Source organism: Helicobacter pylori, assembly GCF_017594925.1.
GTDB lineage: Bacteria > Campylobacterota > Campylobacteria > Campylobacterales > Helicobacteraceae > Helicobacter > Helicobacter pylori_DP.
Window position 1 is genome coordinate 14,577 of record NZ_JAALNT010000014.1, and the last position, 23,237, is coordinate 37,813.

Annotated in this window: 24 protein-coding genes and 2 pseudogenes; 23 read left to right on the forward strand and 3 right to left on the reverse strand. The window is 39.6% G+C overall.

The features are described from left to right. Nucleotides 1-6 precede the first annotated feature (6 nt). The 4 genes and pseudogenes from ruvA to G6069_RS05815 all read left to right on the forward strand — a co-directional run bounded on the left by ruvA (nt 7) and on the right by G6069_RS05815 (nt 1,893). On the forward strand, nt 7-558 hold the full coding sequence (gene ruvA / locus G6069_RS05800) for a Holliday junction branch migration protein RuvA (protein ID WP_197293661.1): 552 nt from the start codon (nt 7-9) through the stop codon (nt 556-558). 91 nt (nt 559-649) lie between these two features. Next, nucleotides 650-919, forward strand: a pseudogene (locus tag G6069_RS05805) (DUF3519 domain-containing protein); the annotation flags it as partial. A gap of 451 nt (nt 920-1,370) precedes the next feature. Further along, a pseudogene (locus G6069_RS07990) lies at nt 1,371-1,624 on the forward strand (hypothetical protein). A 71-nt stretch (nt 1,625-1,695) separates the two neighbouring features. Further along, nucleotides 1,696-1,893, forward strand: a complete 198-nt coding sequence (locus G6069_RS05815; protein WP_197293662.1) for a hypothetical protein — start codon at nt 1,696-1,698, stop codon at nt 1,891-1,893. A gap of 480 nt (nt 1,894-2,373) precedes the next feature. Here the strand turns inward: G6069_RS05815 and G6069_RS05820 are convergent, their stop codons facing one another. Next, nucleotides 2,374-3,105, reverse strand: coding sequence for an NYN domain-containing protein (locus G6069_RS05820; protein ID WP_197293663.1), 732 nt, complete (start codon nt 3,103-3,105; stop codon nt 2,374-2,376). Nucleotides 3,106-3,236: 131 nt separating this feature from the next. On the opposite strand from G6069_RS05820, the gene ruvC reads away from it, so the two are divergent. Continuing rightward, entirely contained in the window at nt 3,237-3,710 is a 474-nt protein-coding gene (gene ruvC, locus G6069_RS05825) for a crossover junction endodeoxyribonuclease RuvC (RefSeq protein WP_197293664.1), read from the forward strand. On the opposite strand, the gene G6069_RS05830 is transcribed toward ruvC, so the two are convergent. Beyond that, nucleotides 3,711-6,086, reverse strand: coding sequence for a TonB-dependent receptor (locus G6069_RS05830; protein ID WP_197293665.1), 2,376 nt, complete (start codon nt 6,084-6,086; stop codon nt 3,711-3,713). A 326-nt stretch (nt 6,087-6,412) separates the two neighbouring features. Between G6069_RS05830 and G6069_RS05835 the strand changes: the two genes are divergently transcribed. The 3 genes from G6069_RS05835 (at nt 6,413) to G6069_RS05845 (ending at nt 9,250) form a co-directional block, all read left to right on the forward strand. Beyond that, nucleotides 6,413-7,930: a catalase gene (locus tag G6069_RS05835; protein ID WP_197293666.1), complete on the forward strand. Its 1,518-nt coding sequence runs from the start codon at nt 6,413-6,415 to the stop codon at nt 7,928-7,930. Between the two features lie 144 nt (nt 7,931-8,074). Continuing rightward, nucleotides 8,075-8,950 carry a twin-arginine translocation signal domain-containing protein gene (locus tag G6069_RS05840; protein ID WP_197293667.1) on the forward strand — a complete coding sequence of 292 codons (876 nt, stop codon included), beginning with the start codon at nt 8,075-8,077 and terminating at the stop codon, nt 8,948-8,950. 84 nt (nt 8,951-9,034) lie between these two features. Beyond that, on the forward strand, nt 9,035-9,250 hold the full coding sequence (locus tag G6069_RS05845) for a hypothetical protein (protein ID WP_001206520.1): 216 nt from the start codon (nt 9,035-9,037) through the stop codon (nt 9,248-9,250). 56 nt (nt 9,251-9,306) lie between these two features. Here G6069_RS05845 and G6069_RS05850 read toward each other — a convergent pair whose 3' ends face one another. Then, on the reverse strand, nt 9,307-9,636 hold the full coding sequence (locus G6069_RS05850) for a zinc ribbon domain-containing protein YjdM (protein ID WP_197293668.1): 330 nt from the start codon (nt 9,634-9,636) through the stop codon (nt 9,307-9,309). A gap of 275 nt (nt 9,637-9,911) precedes the next feature. On the opposite strand from G6069_RS05850, the gene cdh reads away from it, so the two are divergent. From cdh to gmhA, 15 genes are all read left to right on the forward strand, one after another. After that, nucleotides 9,912-10,646 (forward strand): CDP-diacylglycerol diphosphatase, encoded by a 735-nt coding sequence (gene cdh, locus G6069_RS05855; RefSeq protein ID WP_231628086.1) that lies wholly within the window; start codon nt 9,912-9,914, stop codon nt 10,644-10,646. Between the two features lie 208 nt (nt 10,647-10,854). After that, nucleotides 10,855-13,011 (forward strand): flagellar hook protein FlgE, encoded by a 2,157-nt coding sequence (gene flgE / locus G6069_RS05860; protein ID WP_000946407.1) that lies wholly within the window; start codon nt 10,855-10,857, stop codon nt 13,009-13,011. Between the two features lie 58 nt (nt 13,012-13,069). After that, nucleotides 13,070-13,423, forward strand: a complete 354-nt coding sequence (hypA, locus tag G6069_RS05865; RefSeq protein WP_000545282.1) for a hydrogenase/urease nickel incorporation protein HypA — start codon at nt 13,070-13,072, stop codon at nt 13,421-13,423. Nucleotides 13,424-13,429: 6 nt separating this feature from the next. Continuing rightward, nucleotides 13,430-13,891 carry a nickel-binding protein Mua gene (mua, locus tag G6069_RS05870; protein ID WP_197293669.1) on the forward strand — a complete coding sequence of 154 codons (462 nt, stop codon included), beginning with the start codon at nt 13,430-13,432 and terminating at the stop codon, nt 13,889-13,891. Beyond that, nucleotides 13,891-14,973, forward strand: coding sequence for a lipid-A-disaccharide synthase (lpxB, locus tag G6069_RS05875; protein ID WP_197293670.1), 1,083 nt, complete (start codon nt 13,891-13,893; stop codon nt 14,971-14,973). The genes mua and lpxB overlap by 1 nt, the downstream gene beginning before the upstream one ends. A gap of 40 nt (nt 14,974-15,013) precedes the next feature. After that, nucleotides 15,014-15,508 carry a transcription elongation factor GreA gene (greA, locus tag G6069_RS05880; protein WP_001031332.1) on the forward strand — a complete coding sequence of 165 codons (495 nt, stop codon included), beginning with the start codon at nt 15,014-15,016 and terminating at the stop codon, nt 15,506-15,508. After that, nucleotides 15,498-15,935, forward strand: a complete 438-nt coding sequence (gene dut / locus G6069_RS05885) for a dUTP diphosphatase (protein WP_197293671.1) — start codon at nt 15,498-15,500, stop codon at nt 15,933-15,935. The genes greA and dut overlap by 11 nt, the downstream gene beginning before the upstream one ends. Continuing rightward, nucleotides 15,932-16,588 (forward strand): hypothetical protein, encoded by a 657-nt coding sequence (locus G6069_RS05890; protein ID WP_197293672.1) that lies wholly within the window; start codon nt 15,932-15,934, stop codon nt 16,586-16,588. The genes dut and G6069_RS05890 overlap by 4 nt, the downstream gene beginning before the upstream one ends. A 4-nt stretch (nt 16,589-16,592) precedes the next feature. After that, nucleotides 16,593-18,221: a plasminogen-binding protein PgbB gene (gene pgbB, locus G6069_RS05895; protein WP_197293673.1), complete on the forward strand. Its 1,629-nt coding sequence runs from the start codon at nt 16,593-16,595 to the stop codon at nt 18,219-18,221. Between the two features lie 4 nt (nt 18,222-18,225). Beyond that, nucleotides 18,226-18,897: a type III pantothenate kinase gene (locus G6069_RS05900; protein ID WP_197293674.1), complete on the forward strand. Its 672-nt coding sequence runs from the start codon at nt 18,226-18,228 to the stop codon at nt 18,895-18,897. Then, the gene (locus tag G6069_RS05905; protein WP_197293675.1) at nt 18,888-19,643 is read left to right on the forward strand and encodes a sulfite exporter TauE/SafE family protein; all 756 of its coding nucleotides are present in this window, start codon (nt 18,888-18,890) and stop codon (nt 19,641-19,643) included. The genes G6069_RS05900 and G6069_RS05905 overlap by 10 nt, the downstream gene beginning before the upstream one ends. Next, on the forward strand, nt 19,630-20,154 hold the full coding sequence (gene gmhB / locus G6069_RS05910) for a D-glycero-beta-D-manno-heptose 1,7-bisphosphate 7-phosphatase (protein ID WP_000633480.1): 525 nt from the start codon (nt 19,630-19,632) through the stop codon (nt 20,152-20,154). Before G6069_RS05905 ends, gmhB begins: the two co-directional genes overlap by 14 nt. Nucleotides 20,155-20,162: 8 nt before the next feature. Then, the gene (gene rfaD / locus G6069_RS05915; RefSeq protein ID WP_001268993.1) at nt 20,163-21,155 is read left to right on the forward strand and encodes an ADP-glyceromanno-heptose 6-epimerase; all 993 of its coding nucleotides are present in this window, start codon (nt 20,163-20,165) and stop codon (nt 21,153-21,155) included. Beyond that, the gene (rfaE1, locus tag G6069_RS05920; RefSeq protein ID WP_197293676.1) at nt 21,152-22,543 is read left to right on the forward strand and encodes a D-glycero-beta-D-manno-heptose-7-phosphate kinase; all 1,392 of its coding nucleotides are present in this window, start codon (nt 21,152-21,154) and stop codon (nt 22,541-22,543) included. The genes rfaD and rfaE1 overlap by 4 nt, the downstream gene beginning before the upstream one ends. Then, the gene (gene gmhA / locus G6069_RS05925) at nt 22,536-23,114 is read left to right on the forward strand and encodes a D-sedoheptulose 7-phosphate isomerase (protein WP_187888201.1); all 579 of its coding nucleotides are present in this window, start codon (nt 22,536-22,538) and stop codon (nt 23,112-23,114) included. The genes rfaE1 and gmhA overlap by 8 nt, the downstream gene beginning before the upstream one ends. Nucleotides 23,115-23,237 lie beyond the last annotated feature (123 nt).

Sequence of the window (23,237 nt, forward strand, 5' to 3'; positions counted from 1 at the left end):
GATAAAATGATAGTGGGTTTGATAGGGGTTGTGGAAAAAATCTCTGCTTTAGAAGCGCATATAGAAGTGCAAGGGGTTGTTTATGGGGTGCAAGTTTCTATGCGAACTTCTGCTTTGCTCCAAGCGGGCCAAAAAGCGCGTTTGAAAATCTTACAAGTCATTAAAGAAGATGCGCATCTTTTATACGGGTTTTTAGAAGAGAGCGAAAAAATCCTCTTTGAAAGGCTTTTAAAAATCAATGGGGTAGGGGGGCGTATCGCTTTAGCCATTCTTTCAAGCTTTTCGCCGAATGAATTTGAAAACATTATCGCCACTAAAGAAGTCAAAAGACTCCAGCAAGTCCCAGGCATTGGCAAAAAGCTCGCTGATAAGATCATGGTGGATTTGATTGGTTTTTTCATTCAAGATGAAACAAAACCCATGCATAATGAAGTCTTTTTAGCCTTAGAGAGTTTGGGCTTTAAAAGCGCTGAAATCAATAAAGTTTTAAAAACCCTAAAACCCCATCTCAGTATAGAAGCAGCGATTAAAGAAGCCTTACAACAACTGCGCTCTTAAAAAAAGCTTTTTAGTATCCGCTCGCTAAAAACCTAGTAAGAATTTAGAATTAAGCGCGCAAAAATCCCACTTTAGCAACAACACGCTTAAAATCATTGAAGAGCTTAATAATGGCGTTAAACAAGCGAGCGAAGAGATCAAAGAGAAAGCCACTAAATACGAAAAAGCCTTACAAGAATTGCAAAAGATTGATGAAAGCAAGCTTACTAAAGAACAGCAACAAGTTTTAAAGGTTTTTAAAGGAGAATTAGACAAAGGCGAGATTAAAAAGATAGATTTAAACGATCTTTACATTTTAGATCAAGGCACAAGGCATGCGGGAGCTAGAAAAATTTTAATCAAGCATTACGGAGTACCAAACAAACGCCTAATGAAGCAAAGTTGAAAGAATTAGACAACAAGTTAGAAGCCGATAGCATCTATTCATTAAAAAAATATCGTTGCTAAAAACCTTAATTTTGATAAAGCGACTCATCCTATCGTAAATGATAGTAGCTTAGTGCTTTTAATGTTCAACATGCCAAAGACTAAAACGCAAGTTGTTACCAAGAATTTGCCAAGGTTAATGTGCTTTTTAAGGCCCAACCACCTCCAACAGCCCTAAAATTTTTAGAACTCGCTTAAGCTAAGTCTACTATACTCAAACTATTTGAGATAAAACTTACAATAAAAGGTTTTAATGTGGGTATGATAAAAAGAGCGAGCTTAGTATTGATGGTGGTGTTTGGTCTTGTCTTGTTCGTTGGGTGCAATGATAATAATACAAAAAGATATTAGAAGCGCTTGGTGTAAAACCACCAATAGATGTTGAAATGACTGAATACATTGAGCTAGATCCATTGATGGGACTCCCTATCTACTTTTATAAAATAAGTATAATTTCAAATGTTGATAACATTGTTATAGTGAGTGCAAAAATTAATCGTGGGAATTGTAGGCGTATAAAGATTGGTGAAAGCTAGGGTTTGGCAATAGTTATGGGTTTAGTTTTCCTGTTAATAGTTGTCGGCATGTCAAAGAAGTTAGCGTCAAAACTGACAAAGGGACTTGGTATTTTACATTCTAAATTAAGGTAAAAAAGCAATCGCAAAATGAAGACAAGTGCTAAAGTATTATTGACTTTATTGAAGTAAGGATTTGGAAAAAATTCAAAAAGATTTAGAAGACCTTGAAGAAAGAGTGCCTGAATTGTTCGAGGAGCTTGATCGTGATGAAGAGTCCATCGCTGACAATGAAAAAACGATCCAAGAGTATCAAAATGAAATCGCTAATTTTCAAAAATACTACAAAGATGTAAAAGATATTGACGATTATTCGGCGTTAATGGCTCAATGAACATAAAGATTCTTATACTTGGGATAATGATCTTGATTTTGAATCCCTTAAAAAAGCCTTTTAAGTTCTATTGAACAATCAATTGAAGAATGGCAAAATAAGGTTAAAGAGTTTTTAGATGAGAACAAATCTGCTCTAGCCGAAATGAATGGTATAAACGAACAACTCCCACAAGTGCAAAAAAACTCCAAGAACTCACAGACAAAAAAACCGCTATGCTCAAGCTTAAATTTGGAGAGTCTCTGACAACAGAACACGATTGCAAGAATCTCATGGAGATTAAAATCCGAACCGATAAGGGCAGTAAGACCCTCCATTTTAAACTCCCACAACCCAAAGAAGAGGATTATTAATTGGTCAGATCTTTGGTATTTTTTAAATTAATCGGGTTGGACTAGCTCCTTGTTTTATTTCTTTAATTTTTAAAAAAAGAAATTTCGGTTACTCTGTTTGCATCGTTACTAGAACTTCGTTGATTTTTTAGCTTAAAGCCCAGTTGGTTTTAGTGAGATTCTCTCTGATTAAAAAAAGCTTGTCTTTGACTTCGTTACTGCTCAATTTCCTCACTTTATCCGAATTGTATTTCAAATCCTGGCTAAGGAGAGACAATCGGTTAGACAAATAGGCAATATCCACCCTTAGCCCCTCATCTCTGGCTAATTTGAGCGCGGGGATTAAATCCGTATCTTTTGAAAATATAAGAATCCTATCGGCTATTTTTTTAAAGGCTATTCTTTGAATGTCAAGACCCATGAGCATATCCACCTGCTTTTGTTCTAATAACGCCTTATAACTCCCATCAAACTCCACTCTTATTGCGTTTAACTTAGTCCTCCCCAATCTCAATTCCACTTGATCCAATGAAGCTAGATCGTGTTGGAAATTTTCCACATCGCTATAAATCTTCTCCCATTTAGTCGCTTCACTGCTTTGTAAGATCTCTTCAATGTCGTTGCTTGTGAAGATTTTCATTTCTGTTCCCGGATTTTTTTCATTTTGGAGGGTGTCATTCCTCTTATCCCATAACGCATGTTCAAAATCAAAGGGTGGGGTGGTATAAAAGTAAATACGACTGATTCTCTCATCATCTAGTAAAAAAGCCCTAATAGTAACGATCACATCTAAAGCGATATTATAATTAACGCATTTTGTTTGTTTAATATCGCGCCTGAAATTCTCCCAATCTACTAATATGATTGTGTTTGCTTTCATTTATTGCTCCCTTATTTATATGCTAAATTTTTTAAAAGTTCTTAATGCAATCTTGTATTTTGCGCTCACAAGAAACATGGATATAATAATAGCGTTTTTTAAACCTTGCGATAAACAAACAGGAATGGTTGATGCGTATTTTAGGAATAGATCCGGGCAGTAGGAAATGCGGGTATGCTATCGTTTCTCACACTTCTAACAAGCTTTCTTTAATCACGGCCGGGTTCATTAATATCACCACGACACGCTTGCAAGAACAGATTTTAGACTTGATAGAAGCCTTAGATTGCTTATTGGATCGTTACGAAGTTAATGAAGTGGCGATTGAAGATATTTTCTTTGGGTATAACCCTAAAAGCGTGATCAAACTCGCGCAATTCAGGGGGGCGTTGTCTTTAAAGATTTTAGAAAGGATCGGTAATTTCAGCGAATACACGCCCTTACAAGTCAAAAAAGCCCTGACCGGTAACGGGAAAGCCACTAAAGAGCAAGTGGCCTTTATGGTCAAACGCTTGCTTAACATCACAAGCGAAATCAAGCCTTTGGATATTAGCGATGCGATAGCCGTTGCTATCACGCATGCGCAACGCTTAAAGCCCCACTAACTACCATTTGTAAGCTACTTCAAAACGCGCGTTAAAACCAGGCTCTGCGATCGCTCTTTTAACAGCGTCAGTGCCTGGCATGTCCGGGCTCATGATATAAGGGCTTGTTTGATCCACATAGAATTTGTTGAAAACATTATTAAACACGGCTGAAAGCAACAAACCTTTCCAGCGGCTTTTGGTTTTAGGACTCCAATTGATATAAAAATTACTCACGCCATAGCCCGGTTTATGCATATGCACTAACCCTAATTGGGATCCGCATTTGGCTAAATCGGTAGGGGTTTTGGGTTTCTCAGCCGTCCCGTAATCAGGCAAGTAAATATCAAACCCGCAATAATCCAAACCGGTAACAAAACGGCTAAGCCAAGCAAGATTGATCCCTGTTTTGGGGATGGTGTAATCCAATTTGATGATAAAAACATTACCGGTGCTTGCGGCAAGCTCATAGCTGTCCGCCATTAAATACCCCCTAGTGGTGGGCCAAGTGCGCGAGATCCCCACATTCAAACTCACGCCTTTGTATTTGAAAGTCCCACCCACTTCATAGCCATAGATCCTAATCGCTTGACTCAAATTGGTTACAATCAAACTTTGCGCATATTGTGAGATGAAATTATCCAAAGCTTGATAAAACGCCGCAGCCCTCCCGCTAAAATACTGGCTTGAATAATCAATATTAAATTCAGCGTTAGAGCCCACTTCAGGCTTGATATTTTTAGCGTATCGTAAATCGTTTTGGCGCATATACACGCCATCTCCTGGCATAACCCCCCTTGTAACTTGAGAATAAGTGATTTTTAAAGATAAAGGCTCAATGGGACTGATCACAAGAGCTGCGCTAGGGCTAAAGCCTTGAGTGTAGCGGTGATTCCAGTCTTTATCATAAAGCGTGTATGCGTCCCACCTTACCCCGGCTCCAAAAGTGATGATTTTATGAGGCGAGTAATTCGCTTGCACATAGCCTCCATAAATATTCCCGTTTGCTTTCCCTCTTTGGCACAAAGTAGGATCATTGGGGTTATTATCCACAAGAGAGCAAGCGATTTGTTTTTGCCCTTTATCATCAGTATAAACTTGATTAGGCCTGTATAATTCTGATTTAGGGATGCGAGCGTCAAAAACGCTTAAATTTTGGTAGTTGAATCCGTATTCAAAAAGGCTGTCTGTGGCTTCATCAATCACATGCGCGACTTTAAGGTTTAACCCGGTGTTGTTTAAAAACAAATTCCTAGGCTGTGAGCTTGGCTTATCCACATCTGAAAAGCTTGGGGTGCAATACCCGCCTTCCACGCATGGGTAATTTTCTTTTTCCCATGCGCTCGCTTGAGAAGTGGGGAATTTAGCATAAACGCCATTAGGATCAAATAGGGGATCAAACTTGGCGTTTCTAATGCTTGTATAAAGGGTAAAATCTAATCGTGGGTCGCCAAAAGAATTTCCCGCTTCCCTTTTGTATTGTAAGGAAAGATTGTTGGCGCTATTAATGGAGTGATACATGTATCTTGTGAAACTATCCAACACATTAGGACACCCTTGGTCGCTATCAGGGCTAAAAGGGGCTTCACAAGGATAGGCTAACCCTATAGCGTTACTCCTTAAAGGGCGTGTAGCGTTATCTCGTGTCATGTTCCAGCTGAAAGTGAGCGTGTCTCTGTCGCTCAAATAACCATTCATTTTAACTAAAGCGTTGTTTTGCTCGCTAGGAGTTCCTGGCTCTTTATCGGCTTGTGTGGGATTGAAAAGGTTTTTTGTCGCTGTAGCACCGCTTCTATAGTAGAAGATATTTTGGTGCGTGTAGTAAGCGATAATATCAAAATGCGCGCTTTGGTAAGCCGATCTGAAAGTTTCTCGATCCCCAAAATTAGTATAAAAACTCACCGCCCCACTCGCGGCATAATTTTTCCCCCTAGGGATAAAATCAGCCGCTCCTTTAGTCTCCATTTTAATCACTCCTGCGATCGCTCCTGGCCCTGCACTCGCATTCGCTGCACCTTTGGTAACTTCCACGCTTTTGAGCATGCCAGGGTCAATCACGGTGTTGCCTTGGTGGTGGAAGATATTGCCATTTTGTGCAGCCCCATCCACCGTAACCCTTAAAAGCCTGTCTTCAATACCTCTCACATAGATTTTCTGCCCCATCACGCTCCCTCCGCCCACATTCACATCAGGGTTAGTCCTAAACAAGTCCTTGACTTCATTGCTTTGGCGTTGATCCAATTCTTTAGAAGTTACTTTAAACTCATTGTTGTAAGTGAAAATCCTTTTAGCTTGGGTGGTAACCTTATTTAAAGTGTGCTCCTCGCTATAGCAAGTATCAGCGAGTAGGGGGAAACATAAAGCGTATCTAAGCTTTGGATATGATCTTAAAAACATCAAACAACTCTCCTTAATCTGAAAATTTAAAAAATAAAAATCAAAAAAAAAAAAAAAACAAAATCTGTCAATGCATTGAGATAGAATAGTATGATAATTATTATTAAAACTAGATTAAAAATAAAATTTTGTTTTTAATCTTTCTTATTTTCATTAATTGTTACAAATAGAAATACTTAAGGGGGTTTTTTATTCTTAAAAAAAGGATTTTTTAAGGAAATTGAATCTTGTTAGTCTTTGTATAACAAATTATGTAATAATCACCACAAGTAATCGGCTTAGTGTTAGATTACGAAGATTTAAAATAAAGGAATAAAGGAAAGAAGATGGTTAATAAAGATGTGAAACAAACCACTGCTTTTGGCACTCCTGTTTGGGATGACAACAATGTGATTACGGCTGGCCCTAGAGGTCCTGTTTTATTGCAAAGCACTTGGTTTTTGGAAAAGTTAGCGGCGTTTGATCGAGAAAGGATCCCTGAAAGGGTAGTGCATGCTAAAGGAAGCGGAGCTTATGGCACTTTCACCGTGACTAAAGACATCACTAAATACACTAAAGCGAAAATTTTCTCTAAAGTGGGCAAAAAAACAGAATGCTTTTTCAGATTTTCTACTGTGGCAGGGGAAAAAGGCAGTGCGGATGCGGTGAGAGACCCTAGAGGTTTTGCGATGAAGTATTACACTGAAGAAGGTAACTGGGATTTGGTAGGGAACAACACGCCTGTTTTCTTTATCCGTGATGCGATCAAATTCCCTGATTTCATCCACACTCAAAAACGAGATCCTCAAACCAATTTGCCTAATCCTGACATGGTATGGGATTTTTGGAGTAATGTTCCTGAAAGCTTATACCAAGTAACATGGGTTATGAGCGATAGAGGTATCCCTAAATCTTTCCGCCATATGGATGGTTTTGGTAGCCACACTTTCAGTCTTATCAACGCTAAAGGCGAACGCTTTTGGGTGAAATTCCACTTTGAAACCATGCAAGGCGTTAAGCACTTGACTAACGAAGAAGCTGCAGAAATCAGAAAGCATGATCCTGATTCCAATCAAAGGGATTTGTTCAATGCGATCGCTAGAGGGGATTTCCCAAAATGGAAATTAAGCATTCAAGTGATGCCAGAAGAAGATGCTAAAAAGTATCGATTCCATCCGTTTGATGTGACTAAAATTTGGTATCTCAAAGATTATCCATTGATGGAAGTGGGCATTGTAGAGTTGAACAAAAATCCTGAAAACTATTTTGCAGAAGTGGAGCAAGCGGCATTCACTCCGGCTAATGTCGTTCCTGGAATTGGCTATAGCCCTGATAGGATGTTGCAAGGGCGCTTGTTCTCTTATGGAGACACACACCGCTACCGCTTAGGGGTTAATTATCCTCAGATACCGGTCAATAAACCAAGATGCCCGTTCCACTCTTCTAGCAGAGATGGTTACATGCAAAACGGATACTACGGCTCTTTACAAAACTATACGCCTAGCTCATTGCCTGGCTATAAAGAAGATAAGAGCGCGAGAGATCCTAAGTTCAACTTAGCTCATATTGAGAAAGAGTTTGAAGTGTGGAATTGGGATTACAGAGCTGAGGATAGCGATTACTACACCCAACCAGGTGATTACTACCGCTCATTGCCAGCTGATGAAAAAGAAAGGTTGCATGACACTATTGGAGAGTCTTTAGCTCATGTTACCCATAAGGAAATTGTGGATAAACAATTGGAGCATTTCAAGAAAGCTGACCCCAAATACGCTGAGGGAGTTAAAAAAGCTCTTGAAAAACACCAAAAAATGATGAAAGACATGCATGGAAAAGACATGCACCACACAAAAAAGAAAAAGTAACCCTTTTCTTTAAGCGTTCTTATTTTTTAGGAACGCTTTGTCTTTCAAAATTTAGGTTTTTGGATACTTATCAATCCTTTGGTGGTGTGTCCTATTTTTTCATTCATTCAACGAATTTAAAAATTACAATAAAGAGTTATAGTTATGAAACGAAGGGATTTTATTAAAACGACTGCTTTAGGCGCTACAGGTGCTGTTTTAGGAGCACAGATTTTGCAGGCAGAAGAAAGCAAAGGGAGTGTTGCAAAATATAAAGTAGAAGCTCAATACAGCATTGATTTTGATTCTGCAGAACACACTTCACTTTTCATTCCCATGCCGAGCGTTGCAGCGAGCAATGTGCATTTACAAGGCAATCATGCCAGCTATAAAAGCATGCTCAATTTTGGAGTGCCCTATTTGCAAGTGGATTTTTTAAAAAGCGCTCAAAAAAAGCAAGTCCATTTGTCTTATGAGATCGCTAGCTATCAATTGAATGAGCGTTTGTTTGAAACGAGCGATTTTGTAGCAATGGGGCGTTATGAAAGAGACGATGCGAGCGTGGCTAACATTGCCAACCAGCTCAAGGGAACAACCCCCAAAGAAAGCGTCCGCAATTTTTATGCGTTTATCAAGCATGACATGCCTAAGAGACAGAAGGCTTTAGAGGGTAAAGAAAATTTACCCAAGCGTGAGAGTTTGCCTTGGTTTGCAACCATTTCACAAGAGAGCATGTTTGTGTCCTTATGCCATGCGTGTGGGATTAAAAGCGCTGAAGTGCAAGGATTGAAACTAGGTCAAAACAGCGTGGTGAAAAACGCTCCTAGAGTGGAAGTGTATTTGCAAGATTCATTTCTAGCGTTTGATTTTCAAAATAACCACAAGGAAGTCTTTATTCCGTTGAACCGCCATAAAGACATGCAGTTAGATTCTGCCTTATTGGCGACTTTTGGCGATGCTTTCGCCCTTGTGGATGGTAGGGATTTAGGCAATTACGAGAGCAAACTTTTTGAAAAAAGAGTGTCCTATACGATTGTCTAAAGGCATGAAATCTAGGAATATTCCTTGATAGCGGGCTTTCCTTTTTAGGGAGAGTTTGCAAAAAGGGTTTAAAGGATTGTCTTTATGCGAGAATTTTTTAAGAAACTTGGCACAGAATACGCTTCCAAGCTGTTTTTGGTTTATTGGCTTAGATGGATGTTGAGCGCGTTGGTGATGCTGCCTTTTATGGAGATTTTTTATTATTTCAATTTTCCGTTGTGGCTCAATCTTTTCTTGGGGCAAACCATTGGAGCGGTGATTTTTTTCAAGCTGGACAAGTTGATTTTTTCTAAAAAATGACTTTATAAGCTTAAAAAGTCACTAAGCTTTTCTCACTCTTAAGCTTTTGTATTTTCCTAAGCTTTTTTGAGAAATTCAGATTTTAAAGACAGGCTCTGCCCTTCTATTTTACAATCCACATTGTGATCGCTATTGACAGGCTTGATATTTTTGATTTTAGTGCCTTTTTTAAGCACTAAAGATGAGCCTTTAACCTTTAAATCCTTAATGAGAATGACTGAGTCCCCATTTTGTAAAAGATTATTGTGGCAATCTTTAACGATCAATTCTTCATCATTAGCTTCATTTTTATTCCATTCATACAAACAGCTAGGGCAAATTAGTTGTGCGCCATCATGGTAGGTGTAGGCGTCGTTGCATTTAGGGCATGGGGGTAAATCTTGCATGATAATTATCCTTATCGTGGCATTAGCACTACCATGTTATCTGAATCAAGGTTATAAAACGCTTTAATTTGATAAGTATCAACCCCCTAAGATCGCTTTTTAAGTTTTTTGTAGTTGGTATTCAAAAAGCCCTTTTTTAAAAATAGGTTACTAAACGTTACTAATAAGTTAAAATTCATTAAAATAACCATAATGATTAAAGCTTTTAACCACTATTGTAGAAAAATAACGAGAGGGTTTGTAAAAACTCTCATTAAAAACAAGGAGCGAAAAAGATGAAAAAAGCGGGTTTTCTTTTTTTAGCGCTGATGGCTATCGTTGTTGTGAGTTTAAGCGCTAAAGATCCGAATGTGTTGCGTAGGATTGTTTTTGAGAAATGTTTGTCCAATTATGAGAAAAATCAGAATCCTTCGCCATGCATAGAAGTCAAACCCGATGCCGGCTATGTGGTTTTAAAAGATATTAACGGCCCGTTGCAATATTTGTTGATGCCAACAACTCACATTAGCGGTATTGAAAGCCCTTTGTTGCTTGATCCTTCTACCCCTAACTTTTTTTATTTATCATGGCAAGCACGCGATTTTATGAGCAAAAAATACGGCAAACCCATTCCTGATTATGCGATCTCTTTGACGATCAACTCTAAAAAAGGGCGATCGCAAAACCATTTTCACATCCATATCTCTTGCATTAGCCTTGATGCGCGCAAACAATTGGATAATAATCTAAAAAATATCAGCAGCCGTTGGTCGCCATTATCAGGTGGCTTGAACGGGCATAAATATTTGGCGCGTCGGGTAACAGAGAGCGAATTAGCGCAAAAAAGCCCGTTCATCATGCTCAATAAAGAAGTGCCTAATGCGCACAAACGCATGGGGGACTATGGCTTAGCGGTGGTGCAACAAAGCGATAACTCCTTTGTCTTATTAGCGACACGATTTAACCCATTGACTTCCAATCGCGCTTCAGCCGAAGAGATTCAAGATCATGAATGCGCGATTTTGCACTAAAGCGAGTTAGATTCTTAAATTTGAGCGATAGTCTTTAAAAAGCGTTGTGGGGGTAGTGTTACAAAACTCCCTATCCCCTTATGAATTTGACCGATCTTTTTGATTAACAAAACTTTAAAATCCGCAACCAATCATTCTAAAAAACTATTTAGGAACAACTTTTGCTTTATTTTGCATAGATTGAATTTCTTTAAATTAAAGGATAACCATGCTTAGGTCTTTATGGTCTGGTGTCAATGGGATGCAAGCCCACCAAATCGCTTTGGATATTGAGAGTAATAATATTGCGAACGTGAATACCACTGGTTTTAAATATTCTAGGGCTTCTTTTGTGGATATGCTCTCTCAAGTCAAACTCATCGCTACCGCACCCTATAAAAACGGGTTGGCAGGGCAGAATGACTTTTCTGTGGGGCTTGGGGTAGGCGTGGATGCGACGACTAAAATCTTTTCACAAGGCAATATCCAAAACACAGATGTCAAAACCGATCTAGCGATTCAGGGCGATGGCTTTTTTATCATTAGCCCTGATAGGGGGATCACGCGCAATTTCACTAGAGATGGGGAGTTCCTTTTTGACTCGCAAGGGAGTTTGGTTACCACCGGCGGGCTTGTGGTGCAAGGGTGGGTGAGAAACGGGAGCGATACCGGCAATAAAGGGAGCGATACAGACGCTTTAAAAGTGGATAACACCGGCCCTTTAGAAAACATTAGGATTGATCCAGGAATGGTGATGCCAGCTAGAGCGAGTAACCGCATTTCTATGAGAGCGAATTTAAACGCTGGAAGGCATGCGGATCAAACAGCAGCGATATTTGCTTTGGATTCTTCAGCCAAAACCCCTTCAGATGGCATTAATCCGGTGTATGATTCAGGCACGAATCTTGCTCAAGTCGCCGAAGACATGGGCTCTTTATACAATGAAGATGGCGACGCTCTTTTATTGAATGAAAATCAAGGGATTTGGGTGAGCTATAAGAGTGCAAAAATGGTCAAAGACATCCTCCCTTCTGCAGAAAACAGCACGCTTGAATTGAATGGGGTTAAGATTTCTTTCACAAACGATTCAGCGGTGAGCCGGACTTCAAGCTTAGTAGCGGCTAAAAATGCGATCAATGCGGTCAAAAGCCAAACAGGCATTGAAGCTTATTTGGACGGCAAGCAATTGCGTTTGGAAAACACCAATGAATTGGACGGCGATGAAAAGCTTAAAAACATTGTGGTTACTCAAGCCGGAACCGGGGCGTTCGCTAACTTTTTAGACGGCGATAAAGATGTAACGGCTTTCAAATACAGCTATACACATTCTATCAGCCCTAATGCGGATATTGGGCAGTTTAGGACTACTGAAGACTTGCGCGCCTTAATCCAGCATGACGCTAATATCGTTAAAGATCCTAGCCTAGCGGACAATTACCAGGACTCAGCCGCTTCTATAGGAGTTACTGTCAACCAATACGGCATGTTTGAAATCAATAATAAAGACAATAAAAATGTCATTAAAGAAAATCTCAATATCTTTGTGAGCGGGTATTCTTCAGACAGCGTAACGAACAATGTTTTGTTTAAAAACGCGATGAAAGGGCTTAATACCGCTTCTTTGATTGAAGGGGGAGCGTCAGCGAGCAGTTCTAAATTCACCCACGCTACGCATGCGACAAGCATTGATGTGATAGACAGCTTAGGCACTAAACACGCCATGCGCATTGAGTTTTATAGGAGTGGGGGAGCGGAATGGAACTTTAGAGTGATCGTGCCTGAGCCTGGGGAATTAGTAGGGGGGTCAGCGGCTAGGCCTAATGTGTTTGAAGGAGGCCGTTTGCACTTCAATAATGACGGATCGCTTGCGGGCATGAACCCGCCTCTTTTGCAATTTGACCCTAAAAATGGCGCTGATGCCCCCCAACGCATCAATTTAGCTTTTGGTTCCTCAGGGAGTTTTGATGGATTGACAAGCGTGGATAAGATTTCTGAAACTTATGCGATTGAGCAAAACGGCTATCAAGCGGGCGATTTAATGGATGTCCGCTTTGATTCAGACGGGGTGCTTTTAGGAGCGTTCAGTAATGGCAGGACTTTAGCGCTCGCTCAAGTGGCTTTAGCGAATTTCGCTAACGATGCGGGCTTACAGGCTTTGGGCGGGAATGTCTTTTCTCAAACCGGAAACTCAGGGCAAGCCTTAATCGGCGCGGCTAATACGGGGCGTAGGGGTTCAATTTCAGGATCTAAACTGGAGTCTAGTAATGTGGATTTGAGCCGGAGTTTAACGAATTTGATTGTGGTTCAAAGGGGGTTTCAAGCGAACTCTAAAGCGGTAACCACATCCGATCAAATCCTTAACACCCTATTGAATCTCAAGCAATAAACCAAAGGATTACTCTAATACAATATAATAGGGGCTAATTTAGAGATTAAGGTTTAGCATGCATGAATACTCGGTCGTTTCTTCTTTAATCGCTCTTTGCGAAGAGCATGCGAAGAAGAATCAAGCCCATAAGATTGAAAGAGTCGTGGTTGGTATTGGTGAAAGAAGCGCTATGGATAAGAGCTTGTTTGTGAGCGCGTTTGAGACTTTTAGAGAAGAATCTTTGGTGTGTAAAGACGCTATTTTAGACATTGTGGATGAAAAGGTTGAATTGGAATGCAAGGATTGTTCGCATGTTTTTAAGCCTAACGCCCTAGATTATGGGGTGTGTGAGAAATGCCACAGCAAGAATGTCGTTATCACTCAAGGCAATGAAATGCGTTTGTTGTCTTTAGAAATGTTAGCGGAATAAAAACCGATGCAAGAAGAATTGAACGCTTACCAGCAAGAAATTGAAGACACTAGAGGAGTTTTAAAAAAAATCCGTTTGGAATTGAAGCAAGTCCAAGAAATCTTGCGGAAGAAAAAGAGCGTTTTAAAAGGTTTGAAACAAGAAATTTATCAAAAAAAATCAGAAAAAGAAAACTCCTGCTTAAACAAAGAAACGCAAAATACAGAAGAGGATGTGATTTTCCCTAAAGCCCTTGAAGAAGTGGAAGTTTATGCTAAAGACAATCAGGTTATTATGGCAAAACCATGTAAGCGTTTATTCAATGAAGGGCTTTACTTGCAATACCGCAGCGTTTTGCGCGAAAACAGGCTTTTAAAAAACCATCTTTCTAAAAAAGATTTTGAAAATTCGTTGCTCAAAATTGAATTGAGGGATTTGCGCAAAGAAATCAAGCTCTATCAAGTCCAAAACCTTTTGAAAGACAAATAATGCCCACGATTTTAGTGAGCGCTTTAGAAGCGAGCTCTAATGTGCATTTAGAGAAGTTACGGCGCAATTTGCCCAAAGATTATCGTTTCATTGGGGTGTTTGAAGGGAAAGACGCACTCTATAGCCCTAGAGAATTTTCTGTCATGGGTTTTAGAGATGTGATAGGCCGTTTGGGGTTTTTACTCAAAGCCCATAAAGAAATGGTCCAATTAGCCAAGCAAGCGGACTTGGTGCTTTTAATGGATTCTTCTTCTTTCAATATCCCCCTAGCCAAAAAAATCAAAAAACAAGACCCTCATAAAAAAATCATGTATTATATTTTACCGCAAGTTTGGGCATGGAAAAAATGGCGCGCTAAAAGCCTTGAAAAATACTGCGATTTTTTGGGGGCGATTTTGCCTTTTGAAGTGGGCTATTACCAAAAAAAAGCCCAATATGTAGGACACCCCTTACTAGATGAAATTAAATATTATAAAAAAGATATTAAGGGCGAAACTCTGGTGTTTATGCCAGGAAGCCGAAAAAGCGAAATCGCTAAAATGTTCCCTTTATTTGTCAAAGTGGCTCAAATTTTAGAACAAAACGAAGGGTTTAAAAGGCGTGTGTTAGTCGTTCCGAGTTTCTTTAAGGGGTTGGATTTAAAAGCTCTTTATGGAGAAGACATTCAATTATTTGAAATTTCTTATGATGCGCATAAGAGTTTGTTTGAAGCGGAGTTTGCGTTCATTTGCAGCGGCACAGCGACTTTAGAAGCCGCTTTGATTGGCACGCCTTTTGCGCTAGCGTATAGGGCTAAAACGATGGATTTTTTGATCGCTAGAATGTTGGTCAATTTGCATTATATAGGACTCGCTAACATTTTTTATAACGCCTTAAATGATGAAACTCCAGGGCTTGGGGAGAGCCAATTACACCCGGAATTGATCCAGCATTTTTTGAGTGTAGAGGGTTTGTTAAAAGCGTATAAAGAAATGGATAGGGAACGCTATTTTAAAGAAAGTTTGAGATTAAGGGAATATTTAAAACATGGGAGCGCGAGAAAAGTCGCCGAAGAGATGGCTTTTTTGCTGAATTTAACTTAATTTTTACTATAATCTCTACTGAATAAGCTTAGGAGATTAAATGAATAAAGAACCTATGAGCATGCATGGATACAATAAGATTTGTGCGGAATTGAAGCAATTAAAAGAGGTGGAACGGCCTAATATTGTGAAAGAAATTGATATTGCTAGAGGGCATGGGGATTTGAAAGAAAACGCTGAATACCATGCCGCTAAAGAAAAACAACGCTTCATTGAAGCGAGGATCGTGGATTTAAGCGAGATCATTTCTAACGCTCAAGTGATTGATCCGAGCGCTTTAGCCCATAATAAAGTGAGTTTTGGCAGCACGATTAAAATCCTTAATTTGGATAACGATAAAGAGTTTTCTTACACGATAGTAGGGAGCGTGGAGAGCGATCCGGCTAAAGGGTTAATCTCTTTTGGTTCGCCGATCGCTAAGAGTTTGATAGGCAAGAGCAAGGGCGATGCGGTGAGCATTCAATTACCCAACGGCGAGAGCGATTTTGAAATTTTAGACATTTATTATAAAGAGATTTGTTTTGATGAAAATTAAAATCCAAAAAATCCACCCAAACGCCCTTATCCCTGAATACCAAACCGAAGGCTCTTCAGGCTTTGATTTGCACGCTGTAGAAGAAGTAGTGATCAAACCTCATGGCGTGGGGTTGGTAAGGATTGGGATTTGTTTGTCTTTAGAAGTGGGGTATGAATTGCAGGTGCGTACCCGTAGCGGTTTGGCTTTGAATCATCAGGTGATGGTGTTAAACTCTCCTGGCACGGTGGATAATGATTATAGGGGCGAAATTAAGGTCATTTTAGCGAATTTGAGCGATAAAGATTTTAAAGTCCAGGTAGGGGATAGGATCGCTCAAGGGGTGGTTCAAAAAGCTTATAAAGCCGAATTTATAGAATGCGAACAATTAGATGAAACTTCAAGGGGGAGCGGAGGGTTTGGCAGCACGGGAGTGAGCAAGGCATGAGTATTAAGGAAAATTTAGAGCAGGTTAAGAGCGAATTTAAAAGCGATGAAAAGCTTTTAGAGGGGGCGTTTAGATTAGAAAAATTTTTCAAACGCTACAAGTGGGTGTTGTTGTTTGTTATCGTGGCTTTTATCGCTTATTTGGGGGATACAAAATTACAAGATTATAAGCGTGAGCAAACTAAAGAGCGGATCACTCAAATTTATAACGAAGTGCTAGAGAGTCCTAATAATATAGCCTTACAAAAAAGATTGAAAGAAGTCGCCCCAGAGTTGTATGACTTGTATCAGTTTGCCAGAGCGAGCGAGCGTAACGATGTGAGCATGTTTAAAAAACTTTCGCAATCTTCTAATGAAATCGTTAAAATTTTCGCCAAATATTCTTACGCATCGCTCTCTCAAGATAAAAACCTGCTTGAAAAAAGCCCCGTTCTTAAAGAAATGAGTGCTTTACAAGAAGTGAATTTGTTGTATGGAGAAAATTCTAAAGACGCGATCAAAAAAGCGCATCAAATTTTATCCACTATCCCTCTAAGTTCTTCACTCTATGCTATAATTTCTGTTCTAAAACACTATGGAATGTTAGAAGATATTCAGCAAAACCCTTCCAAACCAACTAATCTAAAGAAAGAAACCATTCAAGGAACGCATTGATTTGATGAATAAACCATTTTTAATCTCACTCATAGCCCTAATTGTCTTTAGCGGCTGTAACATGAAAAAATACTTCAAACCCGCTAAACACCAAGTTAAAGGCGAAGCGTATTTCCCTAACCATTTGCAAGAGAGTATCGTTTCGTCCAATCGTTATGGAGCCATTTTGAAAAATGGGGCGGTTATAGGCGATAAAGGTTTAACGCAGCTAAGAATCGGTAAGAATTTCAATTACGAAAGCAGTTTTTTAAATGAGAGTCAAGGGTTTTTCATCCTTGCGCAAGATTGTTTGAACAAGATTGATAAAAAAACAAGCAAAAGAAAGGTGGCTAAAACTGAAGAAACGGAATTGAAATTAAAGGGCGTTGAAGCGGAAGTCCAAGATAAAGTCTGTCATCAAGTGGAATTGATCAGCAATAACCCTAACGCCAGCCAACAATCTATCATCATTCCTTTGGAAACTTTTGCCTTGAGCGCGAGCGTTAAAGGGAATCTTTTAGCGGTGGTGTTAGCGGACAATTCAGCGAATTTATACGACATCACTTCTCAAAAATTGCTTTTTAGTGAGAAAGGTTCCCCAAGCACCACGATCAATTCTTTAATGGCGATGCCTATTTTTATGGATACGGTCGTGGTGTTCCCTATGCTAGATGGGCGCTTGTTGGTCGTGGATTATGTGCATGGAAACCCCACGCCTATTAGAAACATTGTTATCAGCAGCGATAAGTTTTTTAACAATATCACTTACCTTATCGTGGATGGCAATAACATGATCGCTTCTACAGGAAAACGGATTTTATCAGTGGTGAGCGGTCAAGAGTTCAACTATGATGGGGATATTATAGACTTGCTTTATGATAAGGGGACTTTATACGTGCTCACGCTAGACGGGCAGATCTTGCAAATGGATAAGAGTTTAAGGGAATTAAACAGCGTGAAACTGCCCTTCGCTTCGCTCAATACGATTGTATTGAATAACAATAAATTGTATTCTTTAGAAAAGCGTGGGTATGTGATAGAGGTGGATTTGAATGATTTTGATTCGTATAATGTCTATAAAACGCCAACTATCGGTAGTTTTAAGTTTTTTTCATCCAATCGTTTGGATAAAGGGGTGTTTTATGACAAAAATCGGGTGTATTACGATCGCTACTATTTAGATTATAACGATTTTAAACCAAAACTTTATCCCGTTGTGGAAAAATCGGCATCTAAAAAATCTCAAAAAGGCGAAAAAGGGAACGCTCCTATTTATTTGCAAGAAAGGCATAAAGCTAAAGAAAAGCCTTTAGAGGAAAAAATCAAACCCACTCAAGGGAATAGCGGGTTTGAAGAAGAAGAGGTTAAAACCAGAAGGCCTGAGCCTATTAAGGATCAAAATAACGCTATCCAAAAAGGCGTAAAAGAAAATCAAGAAAACAAAAACGCTCCTGTTTCAAAAGAGGATAACGCTTTTAAAGAAGCGCCAAAACTCAGCCCTAAAGAAGAAAAACGCCGCTTGAAAGAAGAAAAGAAAAAAGCCAAAGCCGAACAAAGAGCGAGAGAATTTGAACAAAGAGCGAGAGAGCATCAAGAAAGAGATGAAAAAGAGCTTGAAAAAAGAAGAAAAGCTTTAGAAATGAATAAGAAGTGAGTCTATGCCAGCTGGGCGATCTTTTACAGATTTGAAAAACCTGGTTTTATGCGATATAGGCAATACGCACATCCATTTCGCGCAAAATTATCAGCTCTTTTCAAGCGCTAAAGAAGATTTAAAGCGTTTGGGTATTCAAAAGGAAATTTTTTACATTAGCGTGAATGAAGAAAATGAAAAAGCCCTTTTAAATTGTTACCCTAACGCTAAAAATATTGCAGGGTTTTTTCATTTAGAAACCGACTATGTAGGGCTTGGGATAGACCGGCAAATGGCGTGTTTGGCGGTAAATAATGGCGTGGTGGTGGATGCGGGGAGCGCGATTACGATTGATTTAGTCAAAGAGGGCAAGCATTTAGGAGGGTGTATTTTGCCCGGTTTAGCCCAATATATTCATGCGTATAAAAAAAGCGCTAAAATCTTAGAGCAACCTTTCAAAGCCTTAGACTCTTTAGAAGTTCTACCTAAAAACACTAGAGACGCTGTGAATTACGGCATGATTTTGAGCGTCATCTCTTGTATCCAGCATTTAGCCAAAGATCAAAAAATCTATCTTTGTGGGGGCGATGCGAAGTATTTGAGCGCGTTTTTACCTCATTCTGTTTGCAAGGAGCGTTTGGTTTTTGACGGGATGGAAATCGCTCTTGAAAAAGCAGGGATACTAGAATGCAAATGATGCAGAATTTGAGTTTTTTGGGCATGTTTTTAGCCGCTTTGAGCATGTCTTTAGGGCATTGTGTGGGCATGTGTGGGGGGATTGTGAGCGCGTTTAGTCAAATAAGATTTTCTAAAATTACGAGCTTTTCTTACCAGCTCACTTGCCATGCCCTCTATAATGTGGGGAGGATCAGCACTTACATGCTTTTAGGGGCTATAACGGCAGGTTTGGGGCATAGTCTTAGCGTGAGCATGGGTTTTAGGGGCGTTTTATTGATGAGCATGGGGATTATTTTAATCCTTTTAGCGCTCTTAGGAGCTAAAGCGGAAAAATTAAGCTTTTCCATTCCTTTCATCTCTTTTTTGATGAAAAAAACCTTGCAATCTCAAAACGTTCTGGGGTTGTATTTTTTGGGCGTGTTGAACGGGTTTTTACCTTGCATGATGGTGTATTCGTTTTTAGCGAGCGTGATTCTCAGCCATAGCGCGTTTATGGGAGCGATGCTGGGCCTTTCTTTTGGGCTTGGAACTAGCGTGCCGTTGTTTTTAATGGGGATTTTTTTAAGCAAGATTTCCATTTCTTACAGGAAATTTTTCAATCTTTTGTCTAAAGGTTTAATGGGGGTTTTTGGGCTTTATGTCCTTTATATGGGGATCATGCTCATTAGCCACCAAACACCCCATGCAATGCATCATCAAAGCGATATAATGCACCATCAAAACAATGCCACACCACAGCAAGAAAGCCATCATGATCACCACTAACAAAGCCCTTTTTTTGGACAGAGACGGCATTATCAATATTGATAAAGGCTATGTGAGTCAAAAAGAAGATTTTGAGTTTCAAAAAGGGATTTTTGAATTACTAAAGCATGCGAAAACTTTAGGCTACAAACTGCTTTTAATCACCAACCAATCCGGGATCAACCGAGGCTATTACACCCTTAAAGATTTTGAAAACCTCACCGCATACCTCCAAGAAAGCTTGTTTAAAGAATTAGGTTTTAATTTGGATGGCGTCTATTTTTGCAGGCACGCCCCAGAAGAAAATTGCACTTGCAGGAAGCCAAAACCCTTTTTGATTTTACAAGCCGCTAAAGAGCATCAAATTTGCTTGGAGCGATCTTTCATGATAGGCGATAAAGAGAGCGACATGCTAGCCGGCTTGAACGCTAAAGTTAAAAATAACCTTTTGCTCACTCAAAACCCTTTAAAAACTCCTCATTCTTGGATACAATGTAAAGATCTTAAAGAGATGATTGATTGGATTAAATAAGGATAGTAATGCGTTATATTGATGATGGATTGGAAAATCAAACGATTTTAATCACCGGTGGGGCTGGCTTTGTAGGCAGTAATCTGGCCTTTTATTTTCAAGAGAACCACCCTAAAGCTAAAGTAATCATTTTGGATAAGTTTCGCAGTAACACGCTTTTCAGTAATAACCGCCCCAGTTCTTTAGGGCATTTTAAGAATTTAATCGGTTTTAAGGGCGAAGTGATCATAGCTGATATTAATAATCCCTTAGATTTAAGGCGTTTAGAAAAGTTGCATTTTGATTATTTGTTCCACCAAGCCGCTGTTTCTGATACGACCATGCTGGATCAAGAATTAGTGATGAAAACCAATTATCAGGCTTTTTTAAACCTTTTAGAAATCGCTCGCCCCAAAAAAGCTAAAGTGATTTACGCTTCTTCAGCGGGCGTTTATGGCAACACCAAAGCCCCCAATGTGGTAGGCAAAAACGAAAGCCCTGAAAATGTTTATGGCTTTTCCAAGCTTTGCATGGACGAATTTGTCCGATTCCATTCAAACGACAATATTCAAGTGGGCTTAAGGTATTTTAATGTCTATGGGCCTAGGGAATTTTATAAAGAAAAAACCGCCTCTATGATCTTACAGCTCGCCTTAGGCGCGATGGCGTTTAAGGAAGTCAAGCTTTTTGAATTTGGCGAGCAATTAAGGGATTTTGTCTATATTGAAGATGTGATCCAAGCGAATGTGAAAGCGATGAAGGCTCAAAAAAGCGGGGTTTATAATGTGGGTTATTCGCAAGCCAGAAGTTATAATGAAATCGTTAACATTTTAAAAGAGCATTTAGGGGATTTTAAAGTGAGCTATATCAAAAACCCTTACGCTTTTTTCCAAAAGCACACCCAAGCGCATATTGAGCCTACTATTTTGGATTTGGATTACACCCCTTTATACGATTTAGAAAGCGGTATTAAAGATTATTTGCCCCATATCCATGCGATTTTTAAAGGACAATGCGCATGAAAAAAATCCTAGTCGTAGGCGATCTGATCGCTGATTATTATTTGTGGGGGAAGAGCGAACGCCTTTCGCCTGAAGCTCCTGTGCCTGTTTTAGAAGTCAAAAAAGAGAGCAAGAATTTAGGCGGAGCGGCCAATGTGGCTAATAATCTTATCTCTTTAAAAGCTAAAGTCTTTTTATGTGGGGTAGTGGGCGATGATTTAGAGGGCAAGCATTTCATTAGCGCTTTAAAAACAAGAGGGATTGACGCTTCAGGCGTCTTAATAGATAAAACCCGTTGCACCACGCTTAAGACGCGCATCATCGCGCAAAACCAGCAAATCGCACGCGTGGATAAGGAAATCAAAGACCCCTTAAACGCTGATTTAAGAAAAAAACTTTTAGATTTTTTCACAGAAAAAATCCAAGAAATAGATGGCGTGATCCTTTCAGATTACAATAAGGGCGTGTTGGATTTTGAACTCACTCAAACAATGATCGCTCTAGCCAACCAACACCACAAGCTCATTTTATGCGACCCTAAAGGGAAAGATTATAGCAAATATTCTCATGCGAGTTTGATCACGCCTAATCGCGCTGAATTAGAGCATGCGCTCCATTTGAAGTTAGACAGCCATGCGAATTTGTCAAAAGCGCTCCAAATCTTAAAAGAAACTTATCAAATCGCTATGCCTTTAGTAACTTTGAGCGAACAAGGCATCGCTTTTTTAGAAAAAGGCGAGCTAGTCAATTGCCCCACTATCGCTAAAGAGGTTTATGATGTAACCGGGGCAGGCGATACGGTGATCGCGTCTTTAACGCTCTCTTTATTAGAATCAAAGAGCTTAAAAGATGCTTGCGAGTTTGCCAATGCAGCGGCGGCTGTGGTGGTGGGTAAAATGGGGAGCGCATTAGCGAGTTTAGAAGAAATCGTTTTGATTTTGAACCAAACGCATCCTAAAATCCTCCCTTTAGAAAAGCTGTTAGAAACTTTAGAACACAACCAGCAAAAAATCGTTTTCACCAATGGCTGTTTTGATCTCCTCCATAAAGGGCATGCGAGTTATTTGCAAAAGGCTAAAGCTTTAGGGGATATTCTCATTGTGGGGTTAAATAGCGACGCTTCCGTTAAAAGGCTTAAGGGGGATAAACGTCCCATAGTGAGCGAAAAAGACAGAGCGTTTCTTTTAGCGAGTTTGTCTTGCGTGGATTATGTCGTGGTGTTTGAAGAAGACACGCCAATCAAATTAATTCAAGCCCTAAAGCCTGATATTTTAGTCAAGGGAGCGGACTATCTCAATAAAGAAGTCATAGGGAGCGAGTTTGCTAAAGAAACCCGCTTGATAGAATTTGAAGAAGGTTATTCCACAAGCGCTATCATAGAAAAAATTAAAAGGACATGCAATGATTGATGGTTTAATTAAAAAAGAATTTTTAGCCCATAAGGAAGCGTTAGAAAAAAGTTTAGAGAGTTTGCAAGAAGCGTTAAAACAAAGCGTTCATCTTTTGATAGAAACTTTAGAAAATCAAGGGAAAATCCTTATTTGCGGTAACGGGGGGAGCGCTAGCGATGCGCAGCATTTTGCCGCTGAATTGACCGGGCGCTATAAATTGGAAAGGAAAGGCTTGAGCGCGATAAGCTTAAGCACGGATACCTCAGCCCTCACCGCCATTGCGAACGATTATGGTTATGAAGAAGTGTTTGCCAGACAAGTAGAAGCGTTGGGGGTAAAAAACGATGTTTTGATAGGGATTTCTACAAGCGGTAATTCCAAAAATGTCCTAAAAGCTTATGAAAAAGCCAAAGATTTAGGGGTAAAAACGCTTAGTTTAGCGGGGCGTGATGGGGGGAAAATGAAGCCTTTAAGCGACATCGCTTTGATTGTCCCTAGCGATGATACCCCACGAATCCAAGAAATGCACATTCTTATGATCCACATCTTATGCGATTGCATTGAAAGGCATTTCGCTAGTAAAAATTGAATTCAAAGGCTATGTGCTTGAATTTAAAAAGAAAATGATCCTACAAGAAATGAGAATAAAGAAAGGATTAAAAACAACAAAAACCCAAGTCAAAGCAAATTTTTCTGTCTTTTGCTTTCGTTT